General features: G+C 54.3%; 23 protein-coding genes, 1 tRNA gene and 2 pseudogenes. 13 read left to right on the top strand and 13 right to left on the bottom strand.

Translation table 11 applies throughout. From position 1 onward, the window contains the following. Nucleotides 1-291 precede the first annotated feature (291 nt). Nucleotides 292-1,734 carry a magnesium transporter gene (mgtE, locus tag AO242_RS01460; protein ID WP_027900087.1) on the top strand — a complete coding sequence of 481 codons (1,443 nt, stop codon included), beginning with the start codon at nucleotides 292-294 and terminating at the stop codon, nucleotides 1,732-1,734. Nucleotides 1,735-1,889: 155 nt separating this feature from the next. On the opposite strand, the gene AO242_RS01455 is transcribed toward mgtE, so the two are convergent. The 3 genes from AO242_RS01455 to AO242_RS01445 all read right to left on the bottom strand — a co-directional run bounded on the left by AO242_RS01455 (nucleotide 1,890) and on the right by AO242_RS01445 (nucleotide 3,127). After that, a complete protein-coding gene (locus tag AO242_RS01455) occupies nucleotides 1,890-2,219 on the bottom strand; it encodes an Arc family DNA-binding protein (protein ID WP_027900088.1) in 330 nt (109 codons plus the stop codon). Nucleotides 2,220-2,640: 421 nt separating this feature from the next. Beyond that, nucleotides 2,641-2,826, bottom strand: coding sequence for a PA3371 family protein (locus AO242_RS01450; RefSeq protein WP_027900089.1), 186 nt, complete (start codon nucleotides 2,824-2,826; stop codon nucleotides 2,641-2,643). Between the two features lie 49 nt (nucleotides 2,827-2,875). Beyond that, on the bottom strand, nucleotides 2,876-3,127 hold the full coding sequence (locus tag AO242_RS01445) for a hypothetical protein (protein ID WP_099267518.1): 252 nt from the start codon (nucleotides 3,125-3,127) through the stop codon (nucleotides 2,876-2,878). A 315-nt stretch (nucleotides 3,128-3,442) separates the two neighbouring features. On the opposite strand from AO242_RS01445, the gene AO242_RS01440 reads away from it, so the two are divergent. Continuing rightward, nucleotides 3,443-3,519: transfer RNA gene (locus AO242_RS01440), tRNA-Arg, on the top strand. 202 nt (nucleotides 3,520-3,721) lie between these two features. Here the strand turns inward: AO242_RS01440 and AO242_RS01435 are convergent. From AO242_RS01435 to AO242_RS01425, 3 genes are all read right to left on the bottom strand, one after another. Beyond that, entirely contained in the window at nucleotides 3,722-4,036 is a 315-nt protein-coding gene (locus tag AO242_RS01435) for a hypothetical protein (RefSeq protein WP_099267387.1), read from the bottom strand. A gap of 260 nt (nucleotides 4,037-4,296) precedes the next feature. Further along, nucleotides 4,297-5,217, bottom strand: coding sequence for a hypothetical protein (locus AO242_RS01430; protein ID WP_099267386.1), 921 nt, complete (start codon nucleotides 5,215-5,217; stop codon nucleotides 4,297-4,299). Between the two features lie 269 nt (nucleotides 5,218-5,486). Then, the gene (locus tag AO242_RS01425) at nucleotides 5,487-5,816 is read right to left on the bottom strand and encodes a hypothetical protein (RefSeq protein ID WP_141562171.1); all 330 of its coding nucleotides are present in this window, start codon (nucleotides 5,814-5,816) and stop codon (nucleotides 5,487-5,489) included. A 357-nt stretch (nucleotides 5,817-6,173) separates the two neighbouring features. On the opposite strand from AO242_RS01425, the gene AO242_RS01420 reads away from it, so the two are divergent. Beyond that, nucleotides 6,174-7,979, top strand: coding sequence for an ATP-dependent nuclease (locus AO242_RS01420; protein ID WP_176560551.1), 1,806 nt, complete (start codon nucleotides 6,174-6,176; stop codon nucleotides 7,977-7,979). Between the two features lie 181 nt (nucleotides 7,980-8,160). Here the strand turns inward: AO242_RS01420 and AO242_RS01415 are convergent. Beyond that, a pseudogene (locus tag AO242_RS01415) lies at nucleotides 8,161-8,721 on the bottom strand (tail assembly protein); the annotation flags it as partial. Here AO242_RS01415 and AO242_RS01410 point away from each other — a divergent pair. Next, nucleotides 8,719-9,169 (top strand): annotated as a pseudogene (locus tag AO242_RS01410) (LysR substrate-binding domain-containing protein); the annotation flags it as partial. The pseudogenes AO242_RS01415 and AO242_RS01410 overlap by 3 nt on opposite strands. Here the strand turns inward: AO242_RS01410 and AO242_RS01405 are convergent. Both AO242_RS01405 and AO242_RS01400 read right to left on the bottom strand, forming a co-directional pair. Beyond that, nucleotides 9,166-9,492 (bottom strand): hypothetical protein, encoded by a 327-nt coding sequence (locus AO242_RS01405; protein ID WP_099267517.1) that lies wholly within the window; start codon nucleotides 9,490-9,492, stop codon nucleotides 9,166-9,168. The pseudogene AO242_RS01410 and the gene AO242_RS01405 overlap by 4 nt on opposite strands. Before the next feature lie 320 nt (nucleotides 9,493-9,812). Continuing rightward, a complete protein-coding gene (locus AO242_RS01400) occupies nucleotides 9,813-12,218 on the bottom strand; it encodes a TonB-dependent receptor (RefSeq protein WP_099267383.1) in 2,406 nt (801 codons plus the stop codon). 567 nt (nucleotides 12,219-12,785) lie between these two features. Here AO242_RS01400 and AO242_RS01395 point away from each other — a divergent pair. The 4 genes from AO242_RS01395 (at nucleotide 12,786) to AO242_RS01380 (ending at nucleotide 18,048) form a co-directional block, all read left to right on the top strand. Further along, the gene (locus tag AO242_RS01395; RefSeq protein ID WP_099267382.1) at nucleotides 12,786-14,390 is read left to right on the top strand and encodes a tetratricopeptide repeat-containing response regulator; all 1,605 of its coding nucleotides are present in this window, start codon (nucleotides 12,786-12,788) and stop codon (nucleotides 14,388-14,390) included. Then, complete coding sequence (locus AO242_RS01390) at nucleotides 14,387-15,079, top strand: sensor histidine kinase (RefSeq protein WP_099267381.1); 693 nt, start codon at nucleotides 14,387-14,389, stop codon at nucleotides 15,077-15,079. Before AO242_RS01395 ends, AO242_RS01390 begins: the two co-directional genes overlap by 4 nt. 302 nt (nucleotides 15,080-15,381) lie before the next feature. Then, nucleotides 15,382-16,623 (top strand): glutamine synthetase family protein, encoded by a 1,242-nt coding sequence (locus AO242_RS01385; protein WP_176560556.1) that lies wholly within the window; start codon nucleotides 15,382-15,384, stop codon nucleotides 16,621-16,623. Between the two features lie 54 nt (nucleotides 16,624-16,677). Beyond that, complete coding sequence (locus AO242_RS01380) at nucleotides 16,678-18,048, top strand: MFS transporter (protein ID WP_099267379.1); 1,371 nt, start codon at nucleotides 16,678-16,680, stop codon at nucleotides 18,046-18,048. Between the two features lie 325 nt (nucleotides 18,049-18,373). On the opposite strand, the gene AO242_RS01375 is transcribed toward AO242_RS01380, so the two are convergent. The 4 genes from AO242_RS01375 to flgA all read right to left on the bottom strand — a co-directional run bounded on the left by AO242_RS01375 (nucleotide 18,374) and on the right by flgA (nucleotide 20,977). Next, the gene (locus tag AO242_RS01375; RefSeq protein WP_099267516.1) at nucleotides 18,374-19,120 is read right to left on the bottom strand and encodes a flagellar brake protein; all 747 of its coding nucleotides are present in this window, start codon (nucleotides 19,118-19,120) and stop codon (nucleotides 18,374-18,376) included. Between the two features lie 82 nt (nucleotides 19,121-19,202). Continuing rightward, nucleotides 19,203-19,667 carry a flagella synthesis protein FlgN gene (locus AO242_RS01370; RefSeq protein WP_027902542.1) on the bottom strand — a complete coding sequence of 155 codons (465 nt, stop codon included), beginning with the start codon at nucleotides 19,665-19,667 and terminating at the stop codon, nucleotides 19,203-19,205. Nucleotides 19,668-19,716: 49 nt separating this feature from the next. Then, complete coding sequence (flgM, locus tag AO242_RS01365) at nucleotides 19,717-20,034, bottom strand: flagellar biosynthesis anti-sigma factor FlgM (protein WP_027902541.1); 318 nt, start codon at nucleotides 20,032-20,034, stop codon at nucleotides 19,717-19,719. A gap of 184 nt (nucleotides 20,035-20,218) precedes the next feature. After that, a complete protein-coding gene (flgA, locus tag AO242_RS01360) occupies nucleotides 20,219-20,977 on the bottom strand; it encodes a flagellar basal body P-ring formation chaperone FlgA (RefSeq protein WP_099267378.1) in 759 nt (252 codons plus the stop codon). 79 nt (nucleotides 20,978-21,056) lie between these two features. Here flgA and AO242_RS01355 point away from each other — a divergent pair, with 79 nt between their 5' ends. From AO242_RS01355 to AO242_RS01335, 5 genes are all read left to right on the top strand, one after another. Further along, nucleotides 21,057-21,989 (top strand): chemotaxis protein CheV, encoded by a 933-nt coding sequence (locus AO242_RS01355; protein ID WP_027902539.1) that lies wholly within the window; start codon nucleotides 21,057-21,059, stop codon nucleotides 21,987-21,989. A 44-nt stretch (nucleotides 21,990-22,033) separates the two neighbouring features. Continuing rightward, entirely contained in the window at nucleotides 22,034-22,861 is an 828-nt protein-coding gene (gene cheR, locus AO242_RS01350) for a protein-glutamate O-methyltransferase CheR (protein ID WP_176560550.1), read from the top strand. 386 nt (nucleotides 22,862-23,247) lie between these two features. Further along, entirely contained in the window at nucleotides 23,248-23,655 is a 408-nt protein-coding gene (gene flgB / locus AO242_RS01345) for a flagellar basal body rod protein FlgB (RefSeq protein ID WP_099267377.1), read from the top strand. A 3-nt stretch (nucleotides 23,656-23,658) separates the two neighbouring features. Next, nucleotides 23,659-24,099, top strand: a complete 441-nt coding sequence (gene flgC / locus AO242_RS01340; RefSeq protein WP_027898659.1) for a flagellar basal body rod protein FlgC — start codon at nucleotides 23,659-23,661, stop codon at nucleotides 24,097-24,099. A 14-nt stretch (nucleotides 24,100-24,113) separates the two neighbouring features. Beyond that, nucleotides 24,114-24,794, top strand: a complete 681-nt coding sequence (locus AO242_RS01335; RefSeq protein ID WP_099267376.1) for a flagellar hook assembly protein FlgD — start codon at nucleotides 24,114-24,116, stop codon at nucleotides 24,792-24,794. Nucleotides 24,795-24,804 lie beyond the last annotated feature (10 nt).

Here is a 24,804-nt window from a genome sequence, read left to right as displayed (position 1 = left end):
AAGACTAGTGAAGATCATTTGGTGCGGGCAGGTGTTTTCTTGGCGGGATGTGTCGTCGAAGGTCTATTGCCGCGCAGATTATGAAGTTTGTGTTGCAAGCGCTTGTTCTGGCCAGAATTTTGTAGCGTGCAATGTGGTCAAGCGGTGTATGATTGCGCCCGTCAGCCCCGCCGGGGCTTGTGGAAAACCTCCATGGACTTACCCAGTAGTTACTCAACAGTTTCTTTAAGCAATCATGCATTAACTGATTGATCTCCCGGCGTGCTCCGCTGCTGGGAGTGGAGTTCGCCTATGTCCGAAATCGAAGTAAAAAAAACGCAGGATAGTTTGCAGGATCGTCTGGCTCAGGTTATCGAGCTCCTGCAGCGCCAGCGTATTGTTGAAGACCTGACTCATCGTCAGGAAGGTCAGAATCAAGACCGTGTAGAAAATCTGGTTCACCGGCAGAACCTGGTCGAGCTGCAACGCAAGCTCGAAGATCTTCACTCTGCCGACGTCGCCTACATCCTGGAAGCATTGCCTCTCGAAGATCGTCTGACGGTCTGGCAGTTGGTCAAGGCGGACCGCGATGGCGACATCCTCCTCGAAGTATCCGATTCCGTTCGGGAAACGCTGATCGCCGACATGGACGATCACGAGCTTCTGGCTGCCGCCAAGGAAATGGACGCCGACGAACTGGCCGACATTGCTCCCGAGCTGCCTCGCGATGTTGTCCATGAGCTGATGGAGGCTCTGGACACTCAACAACGTGAGCGTGTGCGTTCTGCGCTGTCGTACGATGAAGAGCAAGTCGGCGCGCTGATGGACTTCGAGATGGTCACGATCCGTGAGGATGTGAGCCTTGAAGTCGTTCTGCGCTACCTGCGTCGTCTGAAAGAGCTGCCGGGGCACACCGACAAGTTATTCGTAGTCGATTACGACGGCGTGCTCAAGGGCGTGCTGCCCATCAAGCGCCTTCTGGTCAATGACCCTGAGAAGCAGGTGTCGGAGGTCATGGCCAATGATCCGGTGAGTTTTCACCCGGATGGTGATGCCTACGAGGCCGCTCAGGCGTTCGAGCGTTACGACCTTATCTCCTCGCCGGTGGTGGACAAGAACGGCAAGCTGATCGGCCGTCTGACCATCGACGAAATGGTTGACCTCATTCGTGAAGAGAGCGAAACCGAAGTCCTCAACATGGCCGGTTTGCGTGAAGAGGAAGACATCTTTGCTTCCGTCTGGCGCTCACTGCATAACCGTTGGGCGTGGCTGGCAATCAACCTGATCACTGCATTCCTGGCTTCGCGTGTGATTGGCTTGTTCGAAGGCTCTATCGAGAAGCTGGTCGCGCTGGCAGCCTTGATGCCGATTGTGGCCGGGATTGGCGGTAACTCTGGTAATCAGACCATCACAATGATCGTGCGGGCCATGGCGCTCGACCAGGTCAATACCGGCAACACCAAGCGCCTGCTGCGCAAAGAGCTGGCGGTGGGGCTTATCAACGGTGTCGTGTGGGGTGGGGTGATTGGGGTCGTGGCGTATCTGCTCTATGGCAGCTGGTCGCTGGGTGTCGTGATGACAGCGGCCATGACACTCAATCTGCTGCTGGCAGCTCTGATGGGGGTCACGATCCCTATGGCGCTGTCCAAGCTCGGCCGAGACCCGGCAATGGGGGCGAGCGTCATGATCACAGCAGTCACCGACAGTGGTGGCTTCTTCATCTTCCTGGGGCTGGCCACCATCTTCCTGCTTTAGTTGTTTTAGCTGCATAAAAAAACCGCCCTCGCAGGCGGTTTTTTTATGGTTCGCGGATATGTCTTACAAGGTGGTACTACAAATAACTAAACAATAAAAATCCGCGAATAAAAAAAGCCAGCAATTACGCTGGCTTGAAAAACTTGATCTTGCGATCAGTCTTCGTTGTCTGCAGCCAGCTCAGTGTCGTGTGCAATCAGTGACACCAGTGCGTTCTGCTGACGGTGGGACAATTGACGAAAGCGTTGCAGCAATTCACGTTCATGCAGGGACAGCTCAGGACTGTCGAGGCGCAGGCTAGGTTCGTCGCCCAGTGCACCTTCCTGAATCAAGCTTTGTTCGAGGCGAGCAATGATTTCTGAGTTCATGCTGCGATGGTGGTTTTTAGCTACCTCTTGCACACGATTACGCATGCCGTCTGGTAGACGTACGACGAACTTGTCAGCCGTGCGGCTGGAATAAGTAGCCTGTTTCATAGGGCTCATATATTTAACCGGTTAGTTCAGGGGGAGCGGTTCTTGCAAGTCGCCGCATGGATGTCAATCTGTGACAGCCCTTTTGGCGAAATGTTCAACCGTGTTCTCAAGAGGCCAGCATCATGCCCCAATCTGCCATATCCTTGGCGTCAATTCTGTGACAAATATTGACTCAGATAAAGGCGATTAGCCAGCACCAATTATCAGAATTGCGAGCGAATTAGCAAAGCCCTAAAGCATCCGCTCATCTATAAGGTGCGAATTCGTACCTTTTACGAGCCCATGACTGCCGTGATGGCTATTTGTCAGCTTAGAAGGTTGCCAGTGGAATACGAATGCTGGCCGACAGACGTGACGGGTAGCCCGCCAGTCCCGCGCTTGACGCTTCGCTGGATCGCAAATGATGGATCCGCAGAGGAGGGGGTTGCAGTTAACGAAGTACCGGGTCGAATTTGAAACGGCGACCGAGGATCAGAGCGACAACAAACAGAACCGAAAACACACCAGCAGCGATCTTTGCAGCACTACTCAGCCCTTCAGCCGTTGCAGGCAACTGAAAGTCAACAGCTACAGCCAGCAAGGCAAGGAGGATGAACGACACAGCGGACTTGGACATGGCGGTTCTCTTTTCGATTATTCGTTGCATCACGGAGGCGTGGAAGACTTCAGAAAACCCAGCGAGGCTCAGTTCTAAGATTTGCTGAGCCAGAGGCTTGGGAATCGCCGTCATTGGCAAGCGTCACAGCTTGAGGCTTGTTGCTGCGATCAGTCATGACCGCCAGCTGCGGTGCCTGGCGCAGCAGGTGGTGTGGCTGAGTCTGCAGTGCGGTCTGCTCTGCTTTACCATCGTCTTGAAAATGAAAAGCCACCAGTGCAACCAGCGCTGCAGCGTTCAACACTGAAAGGGTGATGTTCATTTTCATTTACCTCCGATGGAACTTTCTTAAGGAAGGGTCTCTACCGTCAGTAATAGTGCAGTCTGCATGCCAACTTTGATTGCTAATAAAATCGTTATAAATCAATGACTTGAAATGTCTGCAGGAGGGTGTTTGCATGCGTTTTGCAATGATGGCCATATGGAACGTTGCAAAATGCATGACCGTGCAGATTTCGGGCAAATTAAACGGATATGGACCACAGCCGTGTAAGCCAAAGACGACATGACAAAATGGTCATGTGTCGTTAACATGCACGCCGTCCTCGCTGGCACCGTTCTGTGTGCTGGCCACTGCGTCTCAGTAGCTCAATTGGATAGAGCATCCCCCTCCTAAGGGGAAGGTTGGCAGTTCGAACCTGCCCTGGGACACCATATAAACAGGGCTTCTGAGCAGTTTCCATACTAGCGCCAGCAGATCCTACCAGCACCATACCAGCTCCAGAATATAGAAAGGCCCCACACTGATTGATCAGGTGGGGCCTTTTTAATTGTGCCTCCGTTGGGCGCTGATTCGCGCGCGGCGCCATTCACACGGGGTGTAATCACCGCAATGTTCGATATTCCATGCCCGCTATTAGCGATTGGGTGGTGTGGTACTCGGATCTTCCAAAATACCTGCGGCTATCTGAGCGTTAGCCCAATTATCCATAACTTCGCAGAGCTCACGTGTGTCTGGAAACTCTTTAGACATCCAGGTCGAGGGCACGAAAACGCGATTGCGATATGTGACCATAGCCGTACCGTCATACGCGGTGCAAAGAGATACGCTCATCTCGTTTCCGCCAATGGCAGCTGGTACGAAAATCGAATGGTCTTCGGAAACGCCGAGAGTCCTCATCCATTTAGGAATTTTTTTACCCTCAGGGTTTTCAATTTCAAGCCAGATCATGCTTGCGCTCCTTGCCTATGGATTTTCATGTGCCCGTAAATCGAACTGGCAATCTATCCTAAATCGCTGGAGGACGCGCCTGGGTATCTGGGGCCACACATTGTAGATAGCGACCGGCATCAGGCCAGAGACGGAATCGAACTGTGGGCTACAGGCCCCGAAAAGCATGGCAGCCTATGGTTTCGTAAATAGATCTGCCCCCAAATCTGCCCCTAAATCTCTACGTGCCCGTATCGCTGCTGTCGCGTGGACCAAGTGGTCTAGCCCGCTATCAAAAGCTCGTTGTACTTTTTTGGCACAAGCGCGATCTCGCCCCATGCCAGATTCTCCACAGCAAGTCCACTTCCGTTCTTGGAGATAACCCCGTAGAACATAACAACCCTTCCCACCGACTGTTCAGCGATTCCCTTGTCTCTGCAAAACCCATCGTTCATTTTGACTGTGAAATCACCAGCTGCCGAAGCGCATTTCAGCCTTGTCATTCTGATGTTGTGCCGTTGACTACCCGCGTTCCAGCTATCGGTGATTTTGCCAAAATAAAGCTTTTTTACCTGATCGCGGTCCAAGATTTTTTTATCCAAATCGACCACATCAGTGAGCAGCTCAGCAAGCTTCACTGCATGGATCGCGCCAGGCAGGACAAAATATTTGTCCTTGTTTTTCTCGAAGTTCCGGCAAATACCTGCCACGGTTGTGATGGTGCTAGGGAGCTCGAATGACTCGCCTTGGTGTCTTCCAATCGGGACATTCGACAGCGGCCCAGCAATATCTTCGACAGGCGTCTCGTCGTACTCGGCGCCTGGAGATATATCCACCTCCGGCCTCTCCTGGAGAAACTCTTTCACGACGGCCAAATGCTCGTGCTCGACAGCTCGCTTTGCTTCCTCCCATGTGTCGTACCGCTTACCTACCGGTTTCTTGGCCCTCAAAACGCAGCCAACGTGTTGCCACCGTTTCAAATGGCGAAAGAAGGGGTCGCGCTGGTTGGTGAACACTTCTTTTTTCCGAGGTGTCCGTTCGACATTGGTGTAGCAGCCTGGGCAGTACAAGCTGCCAATCATGTCGTCTTCGTATTCATCTGGCGCAACCCGTCGGCTGGCCTTCAACGCGTCCCGGCTACCCTTTTCAAAACTCCAACCGGGCAGGTAGTGGGCGTAAGCAATTTTTCTTCTGGGGGTCATGAGCTATCAGTCCTTGATGGTCAATGCCAAATAGCCATATCGCTGTTGATTTAGCAAGTCCCCCGGAAATGCTTCGCGGTTCAACCGTGCCTGACTGCAAACACAGCGTTAAGGCCTACACACGCTGCAGACAGGTGTTGAACAAACCTGTAAAGAGGCCCGGTTCCGAGGGAGACTCAAACACCACTCGCATACGCCTTACAGCTAGCGGTTTATCACGTTGACTATTGCGAACCTACTCACAATCCTACCCACGTTGGCATCGGGTGCTATCTGCCCTCATCCGACGGGTTCCCCTGAGTACCCGAAAGGATTTCCCTAATGCGCCCGCCAGGGCCATAGAGCTCGGTGACCGTGTCCAAAGCTCTTTTTTTACTTTCCACGACTTTGGCCCGTATCTCAAAGGCTATACCGGCCTCAATAGGGCCCTCGTGCAGGCAAACGGCACAGCTTCGGCCCCACATCTCACCCACCTGCTCCCCTAAGGCCCTGATTTCATGCATGTGGGTCCCCGGATCTATCTTGTCCACCCCATAAAACTTGAGGAAAAACCTAAGCAGGGCTTCGGTAAGCTCGCGGTTCGGATCATGCGATTCCATTCTCTCTCCCATCTTATAGGGCCGTGGCAAAAGGGCTGAGTGGCTCAATTTGGCGGTCGCGCCCTGGCAGTCTGTCGCAAGAGCATGCACTCATCCACATGGCGCACGACTAATCCTCATCCACACTGGTTCGCCATCAATCTGGACGCTATCTTGGCCCGACATTATTTGCGCTGTCTAGGGCCTAAAGGTCGCGCATTCGCCTGTACGACTTCGGAGTATTGCGTTGCGGGTGTGGGAGCGGGCTGCTTTAGTTCTCCTCGACCAGGCAGGAGCTCATACCTAGGCTACAGTTGTAGGCTGTGGCTCTCGGTCTGGGAACTGCCAACCACTACCGCTATAGTCAAGGATAGATATATGCGATTGAAAACACTCAAGATACAAAACTTTCGTGCAATTAGAGGCGATAATAATGAGATTGGCTTCGATGATAATAATATTATATTCCTTTTCGGAAAAAACAATCTAGGGAAGTCAAGTGTGCTCAGGGCTTATGAGTATTTTGCCTCTCCCAGTAAGCAAGCATTAATTACCGATTTCCATCATCAAGAGCCGAAGGACTGCCCTATAATCATAGAGGCGGTTTACCTCAAAGATGCCACGGATGAAGAAAATTTTAATGATAAAGGGCTTAATAAGTGGGTGTCGAAACTCACCGGCGAGGTACGAGTTAGGAAAACCTGGAGCGTCCCCGGTACTGCGGCAGTGAAAGAAACCTTCGATCCTGAAAAGGATGAATACGCTAAAGGCGGATTTGGAGGGTTGGATCAGATTCTTACAAATGCTACTCCGTCTATAATTTTCATAGAGGCTATGCCTAACATAAAAGATCTGACGGAGTGGCTGGAGAAAGAGATAAAGAATAAACTGCTAAAAACGCTCAAGGATAATCATGAGGCTGAGTATAACGCCGCTATTGGTGCGTTTCAAAAGCTGCAGAAAAAAGTGGAAGATGATGACTATCTCGGGAAGATTTGCGCGGGTGCAAATGCTAACTTTGCGAAAACATTCCCCGAGCTGGAATTAAAGATCGTAACCAATCCATATAAAGAAACCGACCTAACAAAGGCTTTTGACAAAGATTTTAGTATTTTCATCGGAGATAAGTCTAGTGCTCAGCCTGTTCCGGAAGAAGTTGCGGTTTTGGCCGATGCGTTGGAAACGCTGGAAATGCTGAAAGAGGAGCAAGTAAACGCTTCTAGTGCGGGAGCTGAAACTGCATCGACTTACCGGGGTAGACAGTTTGATCAACACGGTCATGGTTTGATACGTCAGGCGATAATAAACCTGCTGGGGATATTCAAAGAAACCAAGACTGACGGGAAACATGTGATTTTGTTTGAGGAACCTGAGCTATATCTGCACCCAAGCAACAAACGTCGATTTCGTGAAGCTCTGTACGATCTAGCTAATCAGGATTGCTATCAGATTCTTTGCGTTTCTCACGATCCCCAGCTTATTGACCTCACCAAACCCCACACTTCGCTAGCTAGGTTTGTAAAAAACAAGGATGGAACGACCTCAATCCACCAGGCGGGGCATGGATTGTTCGATAGCGACGATGAAACGAAGAACCGAGTGCAGATGCTCAATAGGTTTGATCCTCATGTGTGCGAATCCTTTTTTGCGGATGAAGTGGTATTAGTTGAAGGAGATACTGAAGCCATTGTTGTTCGTGATCTTCTGGACAGAAATTTCAACGCATCTGAGATATTTGTGCTGAATACTGGCTCAAAGAACAATATGCCGTTTTTTATAAAGATTTTAAGTCATTTCAAAATTAGTCAGCATGTCATTCATGACTCCGATGAAAGGTACCTGTACAAAGATGGGGTTCTCTCTACGAATTCTGACATGTCGCCAAGGAAAAATAGCGCATGGGCGCTGAATGCGAGTATCTGGGGTGAGCTTTCAGCAGCTACAGCCAAAGGGTGCCGAGCCGTGCGCTATGTTTCTATTAGAAATTTCGAGGATGCACACAGTTACACCTACGATAAATTGCTAGGTAAGCCGCTTTCTGCTTACCGTTATGTGAGTGGCATAAATATAGAAGATACATCCATTCCTATAGTTAAATTCGTGCGTTGTATTGCGGGTATGGAAACTTTAGAAGATGAGCACACGCCGGACTTCTTGGAGCAGAACGTGAAAGAGCCTTTTTGATGTTCTCGTAGCTCATGCCTCCTTAGTTGAGCTTCACTGCCACGGGGCAAAGAGTTCTTCTTTTGCCCCGTTCTATCTGGCCGGCGCGTTGGATCGTTTAGGTGCGTAGGTGAAACTTAATGTTAGGCGCGTTCCCTACGGATCGGCCGCGAACACCAAACCCTTGATAGATGAATTCATATCTTTCCTCAGCATAGATCGAGGCCGATATAATCGCGCCGCCCCAACGTTGGTAGCCGATGCAGATCGGAACGGGGTTGCCGCTGGCTGTGGTGGTCTTGGCGCTGCCGAACGCATAGCTCGGGAAGTTATCAGGGGAACCGCTCTGCCGCAGGCCTGAGGCCTGTGGGCTTAGCACCTGGATGGCGCACCGGCCGTCATCGCAACACCTGCGGCGATGAGATTCGGGTTTTGTGAATAGGCGCCGACCACGATCAGAACTATTCCTAACACCATTTGAAGAATCCCGGCGCGCTTGGCGCCCGCAATAACCGGCAAAATCCGAATCTCACGCGCGCCGTTCATCCCGAAACCGTCGTCGCCGACGTTCTTTCGGTTTCGCAAAATGGCGAATCGCATCCCCAGGCTGGCGAGCCTCGCCACCTCTGCAGCGAAGCCGTCGACCGTGTTTTTTTAGCGCCTTAGACCCCTCATACGCACAACCGCTGTCGAGCAGATAGTCCTTGTAGCGGAAGAACTTACGCGCCAAGGATCCGGACAAGTAGATGCGGGTCGTCGGCATACTGAACGCCTGGAACTCTGCCAGTTGACGGCTCACGCGCTAATGGCTGCCGATCACCCGTTAGCCACTGAGTCTTACGTGAGTATGGAGGCACTCAGCGCCTGCAATCTGGTGGTCACGGATCAGACATCACAGCTGGCAGCACGTGCTGGATCTGTTCAATATCTTCGGTCTTGTCCCCGAGAACGTCACCCGGGCTCATAGCTTTGAATTTCAGCGCAGTCTGGTCGCCAACGGGTTTGGTGTAGCGCTGACCTATACCAGGCCCTTCGGTGACAGAAGCTACGATGGCTTGCCGCTGGTCTGTCGCCCGATCAAACAGGCACTTCCTCCTCAGCGAATCGTCCTGGCTTACGATCAGCGTTACCCGCTAACCCCTGCGGCCGAAGCATTCAAAGCGAAGGCGCTGGAGTGGTTCTCGGAGCGGCAGACATTTTCATCAATCTAACGGGGTGGGGCGTCTCCCAGCGACCGATACCACTCCGCGTACGGTGTATTGACGATCTTGTGCCTGTTGAAGTCCGATGCACCGTCCTTCCACCACACCGGCCCACGTTCCCCCAAGGCCACTTTCGCCGACTGAACGGCTGATCTCGCCGCCGTCATCTCATCAGGATCACCCGACGCCTTTGCTGCCTTGACGGAGCGGCGTGCGGCCATCAGGTCTTTCACCAGGCGCTGGCGCTCATTCTCATCCAGTGCAGGATTGGAGCAGCGCCACAGTTGCCCTTTGACAATGAAATAACGGCCATCCGGGGTTACGGGGTTCAGGTTGAAAGCTCCTGTCATCAACATGCGATTGGAATCAGTCTGTAGAAGGTCGCCCACAGGCAAGGGGCGCAATGTCGCGCAGCAAACATATGATTTGTAGGAGCGCGCTTGCCCGCGATTCGATCTGTTAGTCGATAAATCTTTCGGCTGCGTTGACGCTATCGCGGGCAAGCGCGCTCCTATAGGCGTGTTTGCTGCGTGAATAAAGCAACTTTGTATGCGACCCGATACCGGTCACTCAGGTTCCTGTACGGCATTGCACCGTTTCAGAATGGCGAGCAGGGTGCGCCCGTCCTTGGGCGCTGCTCATTCAGTAGCGCTTAAAACCCGATCGTCGCCGAAACCAGATAAGTCCGTGGCGTAGAGAGGGTCAGACCTGGCTCGCTGTCATCCGACGCACCTGCCGAACTCCAGAAGCGTTTATCCATAACGTTTTCGATGTTAGCGCGCAGGGTTACGTCCTTGTCGTCAACCTTGAACGCATAGCGTGCGCCTACGTCGAAGCGCTCCCACGAGTCGATTTCCTTGGTGTTGGCCTGGTTCAGGTACTGAGAGCTGGAGTAAATGCCGCGGCCGGTCAGGGTCAGGCCTTTAACATTAGGCACGTCCCACTCGGCCCCCAGATTGACGTTGTATTCAGGTGTGGCGGGCGCGCGTTTGCCGTCGAAGGTGCCATTGACTGTGCCAGTCAATTCGCTGTCGATGTACATCACGCCGCCCAGCAGGCGGACGCCTTCAAGTGGCTCGCCGAACAGGGTGAGTTCGACGCCGGTGTTTTCACGCTTGCCGTTTGGACCAAAGCGGGTGGAGATCTCGTTCCTTTCGTAAGCCGGCTGTTTGATTCTGAAGACGCTGGCGGTGAAAGCGAAGGTGCCCAGGTCGTATTTGGTGCCCACCTCAACCTGACGGCTGAGGAAGGGCGGAAAGATGTCGTCTGCGTTACTTGCGGTAGAAGGAGCAATCTTGCCCTGGCTCAGCCCTTCCATGTAATTGGCATACACCGACAGTTGATCGGTCACTTTGTAGAGGATGCCGCCCGAGGGTGAGATCTTCTCCTCGTTGTAGCCCGTTTTACCTTTGAAGTTATCGCTCCAGTCATCGACCTCGACTCGTTGCCAGCGGGCACCCAGTGTCAGCAGCAGGCGGTCATCGAAAAAGCCGAGGGTGTCGGACAAGGCCACGCTGTTGTAGCGACTCTCTGTGTAAACCTTTGCATCTTGCCGTGTGGGATTGCTGGGCGTTGGCGTGGCCACTGGATCGAACAGGTTGCTATTAGATGATGCATAGCGCGCCCCGCCATTTTCGAAGTCCATGTAGAAGTAACTGGCGGCCAGATTGACTTCATGGCTCACAGGACCGGTCTGGAACCAGTTGCGCACGCCCGCAGTGGCCGTACGGACATTTTCATCACGGGTGAAGTCGCGAGGCGGGACGCTGAAATCGCCCGCATCATTCAGGATTGAAACGGCATGGCGGAGAAAGTCGTGGTTACTTTTCCGCGCGCCCACGCCGCCGTACACCATGACCGAATCGCTAACGTCATACTCGGCGTTCACAGCACCAAAGGTATCTCGGGTGCGCGCCTGGCTCCAGGCTTGCGCGTAGTTGCGACGCACGTCATTGGCGTTCGGCACTTGTGCGGCGGCAGAGATCTGTACGCGTTCCTGGGGGGCATCGGTGTCACGTTCGGTGTGCCCGATGTCTGTTGACAGACGCAGGCGTTCGCCACGGAAATCCAGACCCAGCACCGCCATCTCGCGGTCGACGCTCTGATGGTCCCATTCGGTGTCGCCTGATTGCTTGACGCCGTTGAAGCGGATGCCGAACTTGCCCTCGTCACCAAACCGGCGGCCGACGTCGATGGCGGTCCCCAACTGGTTATTGGAGGCGTAGCTGCCGGTGAGCTCGGTGATGGGCTTGTCAGTCGCGCGCTTGGGCACCACGTTGATGCCGCCACCGACGCTGCCTCGCGGTGATATGCCGTTGACCAGTTGACTCGGGCCTTTGAGGATGTCCACCCGGTCAGCCATTTCCATGTCGATCGTATAGGTCGGCAAAATGCCGTACAGACCGTTATAGGAAACGTCGCTGTTGAACAGGCTCAGGCCGCGGATGGTGAACTGTTCGTAACGCCCGCCTGCGGGGTTGGTCGCACGTACCGAAGGATCGCTGGCGACCAGGTCGCCCAGGGTTCTGGCCTGTTGATCCTTGACCGTCTTGCTGGTGTAGGTGGTCATGCTGAACGGCGTGTCCATGAAATCCCGCGAGCCAAGCAGGCCCTGGGATCCGCGGCGAGCCACCTGGCCTCCGGCGTAGGCTTGACCGTCCGTCGAGCCTGTTGCACCAAGGATCGAGGTCGGCGCCAGTTGCAGGCTACTGCTGCCTTCCGGCGCCGGGATCAGGGTGTAAGCATGATCCGCCACCGACACCAGTTGCAGGCCGGAACCTTGCAGCAAGCGTGAGAAGCCTTCTTCCACCGCATAATCGCCAGACAGTCCGGCGCTGTTACGACCACTTACCAGGGCTGGGTCCACCGACAGGTTGACGCCAGCCTGACCGGCAAAGCGGGTAAGCGCCGCGCCCAGACTGCCTGCGGGCACCTCGTAAGTGCGACGGTCTGCTCCCTCGGCCCAACTGGAGGAAATGAAGAGTGGACTGGAACTCAAGGTCAGCAAGAGGCTGAAATGCAGCAAGGGGCGCAAACGAAAAGGCGACGCTGGGGACATGGAGGTAGGCTCTCATATTTGTTCACTTACCTGTGATGACCGGTGAGGCGAAGAAAGGGGACAGGGGATACGCAATTTTTTTCGAATCCCTTGCTTTCGACGCTCAAGTCGCTCAGTAAACGGTGGTCCTGTAGGCGCGCACGAGCAACGCGAGGCCGCGATTGCGGTGTGTCAGACAGAACGCCATCGCGGCCTCGCATTGCTCGTGCGCTCCTACAGAAACTTATTTTGTGAGTTTTTCTGTTTTGCAGCTCGATTTCTGACTCCCACAGACCACCTATCAAAACACAGTCACCGGCCATTATTCAGGCTCCAGAAAACTGGCAGGGTGCCGATAAACGTCATATCGGTGATGGCTCGTTTGATTTCACACGGTGGTGATGTACGTGAACCGGGCAAGGCCGCAACGTGCCGTTCAGAGCCCTGTAGCAGAGCTTTGATGTAGAATGTGTGTGATGGCGTAATGCTATTTACTGGTAATTGCACGCCAAAAATGGGTAGCGAAGCTGGACCCGTCTATATGTTTGCCTTTGGGCTCATCTTCTTTCTTCCCTGACAGGATCCCTGATGCTGGCGTACAACCAAAAAAGTTTTCTGATCGTCGACGACTTCTCCGACTTCCGCAGTTCGGTGCGCTCTATGCTGCGTGAATTGGGGGTGAGGGATGTCGACACCGCCGACACCGGAGAGCAGGCGCTGAAGATGTGCTCGCAGAAGCGCTACGATTTTGTTCTGCATGACTTCAATCTCGGTGACGGCAAGAAAAACGGCCAGCATGTGCTCGAAGACCTGATGGTCGACCGGTTGTTGAGCCACGAAAGCGTATTTGTCATGGTCACGGCGGAAAACAGCCAGGCCATGGTAATGAGTGCTCTGGAATGGGAACCGGATGCTTACCTGACCAAGCCTTTCAACCGGGCAGGCCTGGCGCAGCGTCTTGAAAAACTGGTGCAGCGCAAGGGCGTACTCAAGCCAATCCTGCAGGCGCTGGATCGCGGCAAGCCTGCTGAAGTGCTCGCCGCCTGCGTGGCCCTGACCAAGCAGGACCCGCGCTATGCACCGCTGTGTTTGCGGTACAAGGCGGACGCACTGCGCGACCTCAAACAATTTGAACCCCTTGAAGCATTCCTCAAGTCAATTCTGGCTGATCGCCCGGCCCCTTGGGCTTACGCGGCCCTCGGCAATCTATTGCTCAAGCGCAACAAGCACGCCGATGCCCAGGCCGTTTTTGATGCGGCCATAAAAGCCTTTCCCGGTATGCCAACCCTTTACGATGGCTTGGCCGAGGCGCTGGTTGCACGTGGTGATGTGGTGCGGGCCCAGAAAGTGCTGGAAGACGCGGTCAAGATTTCTCCACTGGCAGTGCGCCGACAAACATTGCTCGGCAAGCTAGCGCTGGACAACAACGATTTTGACGGTGCTTCCAAGGCCTTTCGCCAGGCGGTCAACCAAGGTCAGTTTTCGCGTTTCAAAAATCCGGAAACCAATCTTGGTTTCGCTCAGGCATTGATCAGTCGCGGTGGTGAACAAGGCCTGGATGCGCGTGCTCGTGTTGAGATCAATCAGACGCTGAGTGAGGTCGCCAAGGAAAACGGTGCCGACCAGGGGCTTCAGGTGCGCACGCGGCTGATGAAGGCTGCCAGCGTCAAGCATTCCGATCCTGAGATGGCTGCCAAGCTGACTGCGGATGCGATGGGTCGCTTGCAGAACATGGACCAGTTCCTGAGTGCTGATGCCGCGTTGGCCGTTGCTTCGCAATTGCAGAGTCTTGGGCATGAAGAGGCGGGGGCGGGCGTGTTGAAAAGCTGCGCCGAGATTTACGGTGATGACCCGCAGGTGATGCAAAGCATCGCCAAACAGACGGATGACCCCACGATCCTCGGTGCCAACAAAGCTGCCATCGAGCTCAACGTTCAGGGCGTGCGCACCTACAAGGCCGGTAATCTCAACGATGCGCAGGATTTTTTCCGTCGCGCTCTGGCACTGCAAGCCAAGAACATCAGTATCGCCTTGAATCTGGCGCAGGCATTGCTCCATTCCATGGCGACAGCACCTGACGCAGCGAAACTGGAAGAGTGTCGCGCCTGCCTGAGAATGGTTGGCAAGATGCCGGAGAGTGACCCGCGTTTCGAGCGTTATCAAAAACTGCAGAGCAAGGCATTTGGAGCATGAGCGAAAACGAAACGAGTATGGATTTTTCCATGGTCATTGCGTCGACGGTACATGATATGAAGAACTCCCTGTCGACACTGGGTCAGTCTCACAACCGATGGCTTGCGAAGTTGACCGACGAGCAGCGAGACACCCCGGAACATGGAGTGATCGAGTACGAGTTTGCCCGGCTCAATGGCATGCTCGTGCAGTTACTCGGCCTCTACAAGCTGGACGTCAATCAGCTGCCCCTGCGCCCTGATTACCATGAGATGGACGACTTCATCGAAGGCCAACTGGCTCATCATCAAGAAGTGTTGAACAGTCGCGGTATCGTGGCGACCTGCGAAGTCGATGCGCTCATCCCGCTGGGTTTCTTCGACCGCGAATTGATCGGCACGGTGGTGGGTAACGTCACCATCAACGCCATTCGTTATGCCCGCAAGTCCATTGCCATCAGCGTCAGCGAAGAGGTCGGGCAACTCTGCATCGCGATCAATGACGACGGTGCAGGCTTTTCCGCAAGCATGCTTGAGAAGCAGGCTGATTACGCACTGGGTATCAACCAGGCCAGCGGCAGCACCGGCCTCGGACTTTACTTCGCCGCTCGCATTGCTGAGCAGCATCAGCGTAATGGAGTGCATGGGCGGATTGAGCTGGCTAATGGCGGTGCCCTAGGGGGCGGGCTGTTTCGGATCTATTTGCCTTAGTCATCGTTTACTGAGCTCTTCAAAACAATCCGGACACCCCGGCGCACTCATCAGCCCACCTTGAACGGTGGGTTTTTTTCAGCTGTTCGGGTCGCTCCTGCTGCTGATCAGCCTCTGATACTTGAAAGTCTCCACACGTGGTGCGTATTTTGTACGTCCAGCTACGGAGCGCTCCGTAAGAAAAAGGAAGGATTCGAGTCATGACCAGCGATGGCCACAACACGCTCGCACAGCGATTGAAGGGCATTGATGAAGTTGAATGCATCACCCCTGATCTAAATGGAATACCCCGCGGCAAAGTGATGACTGCCGAAGGCTTTCTTGAAGGTCGGCGTTTGCAGATGGCCCGGGGTGTTCTGTTGCAATGCATCATGGGCGGGTATCCGCCTTCGCGTTTTTACGGCAGCGATGACGGTGATGTGGCAATGATCCCCGATGCGCAGCAGATCCATCGCTTGCCGTGGAGTGCCGAGCCTCGCGCGCTGGCGATCTGTGATACCGAAGAGCTGGGCGGTGGAGCCTGTAATCTGTCTACCCGAAGCTTGCTCAAGGCAGTGATCGCTCGTTATGCCGAGCGTGGACTGGCACCGGTGGTTGCTACCGAGCTGGAGTTTTTTGTCTTTGCGCCAAATCCCGATCCGGCCAGGCCTTTTCAGCCGCCAGCCGGAATCGATGGCCGTCGCGAGGAAGGGTACTCAGCGTTCAGTGTCAGTTCCAACAATGGTCTGCGGCCGTTCTTCAGCGAAGTCTATAAATGCATGGCTGCACTGGGTCTGCCCCGTGACACCTTCATGCATGAAATGGGTGTCAGCCAGTTCGAGATCAATCTGCTTCACGGCGATCCGCTGCTGCTCGCCGATCAGACGCTGCTGTTCAAGCACTTGCTAAAGGAAGTGGCGCTCAAGCATGGTTTGATCGTGGTGTGCATGGCAAAACCGCTGGCGCATACGGCGGGCAGTTCGATGCATATTCATCAAAGTGTGGTTGATTCGGTCACTGGCGCGAATGTGTTCAGCGACGAGCAGGGCGAGCCAACGGCACTGTTCCGGCAGTTCATTGCCGGTCAGCAAGCTTGCATGGCTGACTTCACGGCGCTGCTTGCTCCAAACGTGAATTCGTACCAGCGTTTGTATCATCCATTTGCTTCGCCGAATAACGCCTGTTGGTCCCATGACAATCGGTCGGCGGGATTACGTATTCCGGCCAGTGGACCGGCAGCCAGACGTGTTGAAAACCGCTTGCCGGGCGCAGACGCCAACCCCTATCTGGCGATAGCGGCAAGCCTGGCAGCAGGGCTTCATGGTATCGATCAGCAACTGGAGCCGACGGCCCCGACCCAGGGCGATATTCATGTGCCGGATGAATTGTCATTGCCATGTACCTTGCATGCCGCTTTGGAGCGTCTGAAACGCAGTCAGTTGGCCAAGGAACTGTTTGGCGTTGAGTTCATCGAAGGCTACATCGCATCGAAGACCCTGGAACTGACCAGTTTTTTTGATGAAATCACCCCCTGGGAACGGCGCATTCTGGCTGCCCAGGCTTAAGAATCGTGTTTCAGGAGACGTCCATTTCGGCGGCTCCTAATTTTTGGAAAGTCGATGCGCCAAATCTGGAAGTCCTTTCAGGGTCTGTATTTTGCCTCCCTGATGATGTTGACCGGCTCCGGTCTTCTGAGTACGTACCTTGCCTTGCGATTGTCCGCTGACCAGGTCGATGGCCTGTGGATCGGTGCGTTGATGGCCGCTAACTATGTGGGGCTGGTGCTGGGTGGCAAGGTCGGGCATCGCCTGATCGGTCGTGTCGGGCATATTCGTGCCTACGCCACCTGTGCTGGGATTGTCGGAGCAGCGGTATTGGGCCTTGGCCTGATTGACTGGCTGCCAGCCTGGCTATTCCTGCGGATGATCGTGGGCCTGGGCATGATGTGCCAGTACATGGTGATCGAGAGCTGGCTGAATGAGCAGGCAGCCCCCAAGCAGCGTGGCATGGTCTTCAGTGGCTACATGATCGCGTCCTACCTGGGTTTGGTACTGGGTCAGATGATTCTGGTGGTCCACCCCGGATTGGGGCCTGAGCTGTTGATGCTGGTTGCCATGTGTTTTGCCTTGTGTCTGGTCCCTGTGGCGATGACCCGCAGCATTCACCCGGCACCCCTGCATCCCGCGCCTTTGGAACCCCGCTTCTTTATCAGTCGGGTTCCGCAGTCGCTGACAACCGTATTGGGTGCGGGACTTATCGTCGGTGCTTTCTATGGTCTGGCGCCTCTGTATGCAGCGCAACAGGGCCTGTCGACCGAGCATGTTGGTATGTTCATGGCTTGCTGTATTCTGGCCGGCCTGCTGGTTCAGTGGCCACTGGGGCTTCTTTCTGACCGTTATGATCGTGCTCAACTGATGCGGGCTTTTGCCGGCGTCCTGACGGTCGTGGCGTTGCCTTTGGCAATCCTGCCCAGCATGCCGCTGGAGGTGTTGTTTGTCGTCGGCTTCATTGTGTCGTTGATTCAATTCAGCCTTTACCCGCTGGCCGTAGCGTTCGCCAACGACCACGTGGAAGGTGAGCGCCGGGTGTCGCTGACGGCAATGTTGCTGATGACTTTCGGCATTGGCGCCAGTATTGGTCCGCTGGCGGCGGGTGCGCTGATGAAGGCGCTAGGCAGCAATATGCTTTATGCCTTCGTCTGCCTGACTTCACTGGCGCTGGTGTTCCTGATCCGACCTAAAGCCGTGACTCACCTGCATCAGGTGGACGATGCGCCACTGCACCACGTCGCGATGCCGGACAGCATGTCCAGTTCGCCACTGGTGGTTGCGCTTGACCCGCGGGTTGATGAGCAGGTGGTTCAGGATCAGATGCAGACTACGGTTGAACCGGTGGTTGAACCGGAGCCTGAGGTTGAAGCGCCGGTTGAGGTCAAGGCTGAAGGGGAGGCCGATGGGGTTGTGCAGGATGAAGAGATCAATCGGCCTTAGGGTCTTTAACGCTCGTCAGGCTTGAGTGGACTGACCTGCAGGAGCCAACTTGTTGGCGAGAAGCCAAGCCTGCATAGTCAGAAGCTCTGCCTTGCCAAAAAGTTAGCTCTCATCAAAAAAATATAACTATCTGATTTGGAATGCTTTTTACTGTAGGAGTGAGCTTGCTCGCGATAGCTCCAGCACAGGCAATATATTCATCGACTGACAGGCCCAATCGCGAGCAAGCTCACTCCTACAGGTTCCGCGTCACGGCAGGCAGGATGAACAAAAAAGGCGATTACGCTCACCGCGCAATCGCCTTTTTAGCAACCGGATACCGCTGTCAGAAGTCGTCGTCCTTGTCGAAGCGACGGGCTTCACGCTGCAGTTGGTACACAAAACGTTCAACCTGACGCTGCACAAGGCCGCTCATGTTATGGAAGCGAATCCCGGCAAAGGTGGTGTTGACCCTTTCTTCGAAGTGCAGATAACGCAATTCAACCGGGGCGGTCATGGTGCCGAACGGCAATTGAGCAACGAAACGCTCATACACCTGGCCCAACTGCATGCGTTCTGAAACATCGCCCTCAAAGCGAAGCTTGCACCCCGTCGCGGAGATATCCAGCAATTTGCCGCTTAAAGGGAATTTCAGTCGGTCGCCGCCCATCTCGATGCTGACCAGCTGGGCAAGCTTCAATGCTGCACGGAAGGCGTTACGACGCTGGTGATAGATAACTTCAGTTGGCAACGGGCCGCGGTAGAAACGTTCGCCATTAACTTCATGAATGGTCATCTGGTTGTTGCTTTCCCAGGCGATTCGGACGCCGTCATGGAAGCCTTCAACCCGGTAAGCTTCACCGTTGGCGAGGAATTTTTCGCCGTCACGGGGGATCATTTCATCGAGGGCAATGACATCGCTTTCGCGGTCGACCTCAATCAAATAACTTTGAAAACGTTGTGTGCGCTCATGAAAAGTGATGATCAGGGGATCATGACTTTCAAGTAGCAGCCGCAAATTGGCGGCAATTTCCAAAGGCGTATTCAGTACCTTTGGGGGCTGCGGAGCATCGTCCGCGCTTGAGCCATTCACTTTTTTCCATCTCCAGGCAAAATACGACAGCAATGCAATTGCAGGCATCTTGCCAGCATGCAAAGCGCCTTGATACAGAAAACTACGCTTGGCTTAACGGCCGTGGTTTTGCACGGCCCGATGTCGACCCACGATTGTCATAGAGCGTGGGCATGTCACCGGTCAGTATCCGTAATTGATGCGCAGTAGAGGCCTGCTGCATAACGATGGAACTGCCATTCTGTGTGTTGACGAGTTGGCACTGAGTAATCACTGCGCTCAACTCGTCGCCCGCCTTGATCAACTGTTCGCCCAGCGACGAGCTGGCTGCAAGCGCGCTCAGGCCATTGCGGTCCGGACTCAGTCCTAACCCACTAAGGATCTGGCTGCGTTTGCGGCCATGCTGTTCGAGCAATACCACAAGCGCCTGCTTTTTAGCCAGAACGTGCTCCATCTCGACCATGTCGCGGCCGATCAGGGCAAGGGATTCTGCCTGCAGTATTTCCAGCAATTGCTGGGCCGGGACCATGTCTTCGGTCATCAGTTGGAGCAAAGTAGTGTCTTGCATCGCATGCTCTGGTTTTTAAGCGTCCAGAAGATACCGCGCGAGCATTGGGCTAGCGCGAAGCTTCGAAATTAAGCAGCTTGCTGGCTACACGGTTGCTGTCCACTTTATAGCTGCCATCTGCGATCGCTTGTTTCAACTCCGCCACGCGGGCGCTGTTGACGGTCGGCAGTTCGCCTAGCTTGTCAGTGATCTTTTGCAACTGTTGAGACTCACTGCTCAGTTTTACGGATTCGCCGGTGCCGGCGGTTTTTTCCAGTGCGCCGGTTTTAACCGCTGCTTCTGTCTTGCCTGTTTCTTTAACGCTGTTGGTACGTGTCGTGCCGCTAACCGCGTTGCCGCTGTTCAGTCTGTTGAAGTCAATGACCATGATAAAAACCTCTGGGTAATTGGACGCTTGCCATGGTTTCGACCAAATGCAAAAAAACTTTAGCCTGCTAAGTGAAATCCATTTGCGTTTTGCGCAGCCAATGGACCTCGAACCGCAGAAGTTGTTTCGCAGTCTAGGAAAAACAAGCGTTTCACGCCAGTGTTCTATCGCGCCGCATAGCTGATCACATAGGGGCCTCCACCTGTCCAGGCCCGGTAATGTTGGCCTTTATGATGCGCTTTGAGTTGAGGTTCTTGACCCGTATCTGTTCGTTGAACGTCCCGTCAGACAACGCTTCACCCGGCATCCGCACGGAGATGGAGCCGCTGCGAGCGGTGATCACCACCTGATCACCCTTTTTAACCATCTGGGGCTGTTCCAGAAAGTTGGGTGCAATGATTTGATCGATGACCATTGGTCGGAGGATCTTCTGTCCTATCGCCTGATCTTCGGCAGATAGAAATCCCTGACCCAGCAAACCGATGTCGCGCTCGCGCATGGCGATGTCCTGCTCGGTAACTACCGCGTCACGCTTGAGTGGGCGAACAGCGGTCACTACATTGCGAAACAACCGCACTTGGGCGGGCACAAACACCGTCCAGGGCGACGAGCCCTCGCAGCGTACCCGGGTAGTCACGCGGCCAACGGGACGCGGGCTTTCCAGACTTGCTGTCAATTCCTTGTCGCAAAAAGGCATGCGCAGACGCGGGTCCAATTGACGCACTTCAATTTCGTAGCGCCCTTCGATCTGGGCAGTCGCCAAATAGTCTTCAACTGTGAATTCAAGAAACCCCTGAGTGACGCCGATAAGTTGTTCAGGCAATGTGAAACTGTCTGCCCGGCTGGTATTCACCAAGGCAGAAAGACACAGCAAAGCCAGCGAACAGAGCAAGATGCGGTTCTTGAAGATGGCGTGTCGGGAAATTGTCGTTTTTGCATTCATGAAGTATGAAAAGCAAGGCCCGTGCCGCTTACCTGACCAGGTGCTGTGGCGATGGTTACTTTGATAGGGGAGTCGCAGCATGGCCGGTGTAATGGATTCAGTGAACCAGCGAACACAGCTGGTTGGGCAGAATCGCCTTGAGCTCTTGTTGTTCCGTCTCAATGGCAAACAGCTTTATGGGATCAACGTCTTCAAGGTGAAGGAGGTGCTGCAATGCCCCAAGCTCACTGTGATGCCTAAATCCAGTCGGATTGTGCGCGGCGTTGCCAACATTCGTGGCGGGACGATCCCGATTCTCGATCTCGCCATGGCAACCGGTTTGCCAGGGCAGATGTCGATTGATAATGCGTTCGTGATCATCACTGAGTACAACACCAAGGTTCAGGGTTTTCTGGTGGACTCGGTCGAGCGCATCGTGAACATGAACTGGGAAGAGATCCATCCGCCACCCAAGGGAACGGGTCGCGATCACTACCTGACGGCGGTGACGCGGGTCGATAACCAGTTGGTGGAAATCATCGACGTCGAGAAAATTCTTGCGGAAGTGGCACCGATGTCGGAAGCCGTGTCTGTCGGTGTGATCGACGAGGAAACCCATCACAAAGCCATTTCTCTGCGAGTGCTGACGGTCGATGACTCGTCAGTGGCGCGCAAACAGGTCAGCCGCTGTCTACAGACTGTTGGCGTGGAAGTGGTTGCGCTCAACGACGGTCGTCAGGCACTGGATTACCTCAAGCAGATGGTCGCTGAAGGCAAGAAGCCTGAAGAAGAATTCCTGATGATGATTTCCGACATCGAGATGCCGGAAATGGACGGCTACACGCTTACCTCCGAGATTCGTAATGACCCTCGGATGCAAAAATTGCACATCGTTTTGCATACTTCTCTGTCAGGTGTGTTCAATCAGGCTATGGTGAAGAAAGTTGGCGCGGATGACTTCCTTGCCAAATTCCGGCCTGATGATCTCGCAGCACGCGTTGTGGACAGAATCAAGGCAGCAGACATCAGCTAGGAACGTCGTTCCTGGTGGTTTTACATGATTTGAGAGGCGGCATTTTGGCTACGGGTAATTTGGATTTCGAGCAGTTCCGGGTATTTTTGGAAAAAGCCTGTGGCATCCTTTTGGGTGAGAACAAGCAGTACCTGGTTTCCAGTCGCCTCAACAAGTTGATGGAACAGCAAGGCATCAAAACCCTTGGGGAGCTGATTCAGCGTATCCAGTCACAGCCACGCAGCGGTTTGCGCGAGCAGGTGGTGGATGCGATGACGACCAACGAGACCCTGTGGTTTCGCGACACCTATCCGTTCGAGGTGATGAAGAACAAGGTGTTGCCCGAAGCGATCAAGGCTGCTCCTGGTCAGCGTCTGCGCATCTGGTCGGCCGCCTGCTCTTCGGGTCAGGAACCGTACTCGCTGTCGATGACCATCGACGAGTTTGAGCGCAGCAATTCCGGGCTGTTGAAGAACGGTGCGCAGATTGTTGCCACTGACTTGTCGGGGTTGATGCTCACCAACTGCAAGTCGGGTGAGTACGACAGCCTGGCGATCGGTCGGGGTTTGTCTCCGGATCGCCTGCAGCGTTACTTCGACGTCAAGTCGCCGGGGCGCTGGGTGGTCAAGGCTCCGATCAAGAGCCGGGTCGAGTTTCGTGCCTTTAACCTGCTGGACAGCTATGCGAGCCTGGGCAAGTTCGACATCGTCTTTTGCCGCAACGTGCTGATCTACTTCTCGGCCGAGGTGAAGAAAGACATACTGCTGCGCATTCACGGCACGCTCAAGCCGGGCGGCTATCTGTTCCTCGGTGCGTCCGAGGCGCTGAATGGTCTGCCGGATCATTACCAGATGGTGCAATGCAGTCCGGGGATTATTTACCAGGCGAAGTAAGCTTTAGTGCTGTTCAGGAAAGAGACCTTCGGGTCTCTTTTTTGTTTTGGTAGTGGCGATTGATTGATGTCAGGTCTGTTGAGTCGGTGGTGTTCTTATCGCGGGCAAGCCTCGCTCCCACATGAGATTGCGTTCTGCCTGTGGGAGCGAGGCTTGCCCGCGATAAGAACACCATAGAACTCAGCACATTTGACTCCACCCTGGCAATTTTACGGCGTTCACCTTGCCGCTTATGCCGCTCTCAGCGGAAATGACTTGCCGCTTTTCTGGCATCACGTCTGTCCCAAAGCCCCGCAGCCCTTTGAAACAGGGCTTTTCCTAAACTGGCACGCTGATTGCTATGTCTCTATCAAGAAAATCTGGTCAACCGGTAAAGGTTTCCCGAAATGAGCATCAGCTTCGATAAAGCACTAGGCATTCACGAAAAGGCACTCAGCTTCCGCGCTCAGCGTGCCGAAGTCCTGGCTAACAACATCACCAACGCCGATACACCGAACTACAAGGCGCGTGATCTGGACTTCTCTTCTGTGCTGGCCGCGGAAAGCGACAAAGTCAGCAACGGCAAGTTTGCGATGAATATGACCAACAACCGTCATATCGAAGCTGAAGGCATGGGCAACACCGACGGCACACTGATGTACCGCACACCGTCGGCGCCGTCGCTGGATCAGAACACCGTCGATGCTCAAGTGGAAGGCGCCAACTACGCGGAAAACTCCGTCGGTTTCCAGGCCAGCTTCACCTTGCTCAACAGTAAATTCAAAGGGCTGGTTGCAGCCCTTCGCGGAGAATAATTCATGTCTCTAGCCAACGTCTTCAACATTGCCGGTAGCGGCATGAGTGCTCAGACCACTCGGTTGAACACCACCGCCAGTAACATCGCCAACGCCGAGACTGTGTCTTCGAGCATGGACCAGACTTATCGCGCCCGTCACCCGGTGTTCGCGACCGTTTTCCAGCAAAGCCAGCAGGGCGGCGGTTCGCTGTTCCAGGATCAGGGTGAGGCCGGTCAGGGCGTACAGGTCAACGGCATCATTGAAGATGCTTCCAACCTCGAAGCGCGCTACGAGCCGAATCATCCGTCTGCCGATGGCAATGGGTACGTGTACTACCCGAACGTGAACGTCGTTGAAGAAATGGCCGACATGATTTCTGCCAGTCGTTCGTTCCAGACCAACGCGGAAATCATGAACACCGCCAAATCCATGATGCAAAAAGTCCTGACCCTCGGTCAGTGATAAGGGGCGTGTAAATGGCCGTTGAAAACGATGTATCCGCGAAATTCATAAGTTCGCTGCAAAACCCTACTGCAACCAAGACCAGTTCCAACGACGCGTTGGGCAAGGATGCGTTTTTGCAGTTGCTGGTTACACAGATGAAGAACCAGAACCCGCTGGAGCCGCAGGACAACGGCGAGTTCGTTGCCCAGTTGGCGCAGTTCAGCAGCCTGGAAAGCATGCAGAACCTGACGACCACGGTGGACGGCATTGCTGGCCTCTATCAGTCTTCCCAAGCTCTGCAGGCATCTTCTCTGGTAGGCCGTTCAGTGATTGTCAATGCGGGCGCAACCTCGGTTGATACCGCGAAAGGCATGACAGGGTCTGCAGTTGTGCCTTCATCCAGCTCGACAACCAGCGTCAAAATTTATGACGCGCAGATGAATCTGGTCAAAACAGTCGACATGGGTAGCCAATCTGCGGGTACTTCAAGTTTCAGTTGGGACGGCACTAATGAAGCGGGTGAAAAAGTCGCTTCCGGCAACTACAGCTTTGTGGCTTCAGGTTCTCTGGACGGCACTCCAACAGGCCTGTCCACGTACCTGCCCGCCACGGTCAACAGTGTGACCACCGGTGTAAGTGGTGGAGAAATGACACTAAATCTGGCGGGCGGTCAAAGTATCGCGCTGTCCAAAGTACAAACTATCGGAATTTAGAGCCGACTCG

This window comes from Pseudomonas sp. ICMP 561 (assembly GCF_002699985.1).
GTDB classification, from domain to species: Bacteria; Pseudomonadota; Gammaproteobacteria; order Pseudomonadales; family Pseudomonadaceae; genus Aquipseudomonas; species Aquipseudomonas quasicaspiana.
This window is presented reverse-complemented; position numbering and strand designations above follow the sequence as displayed.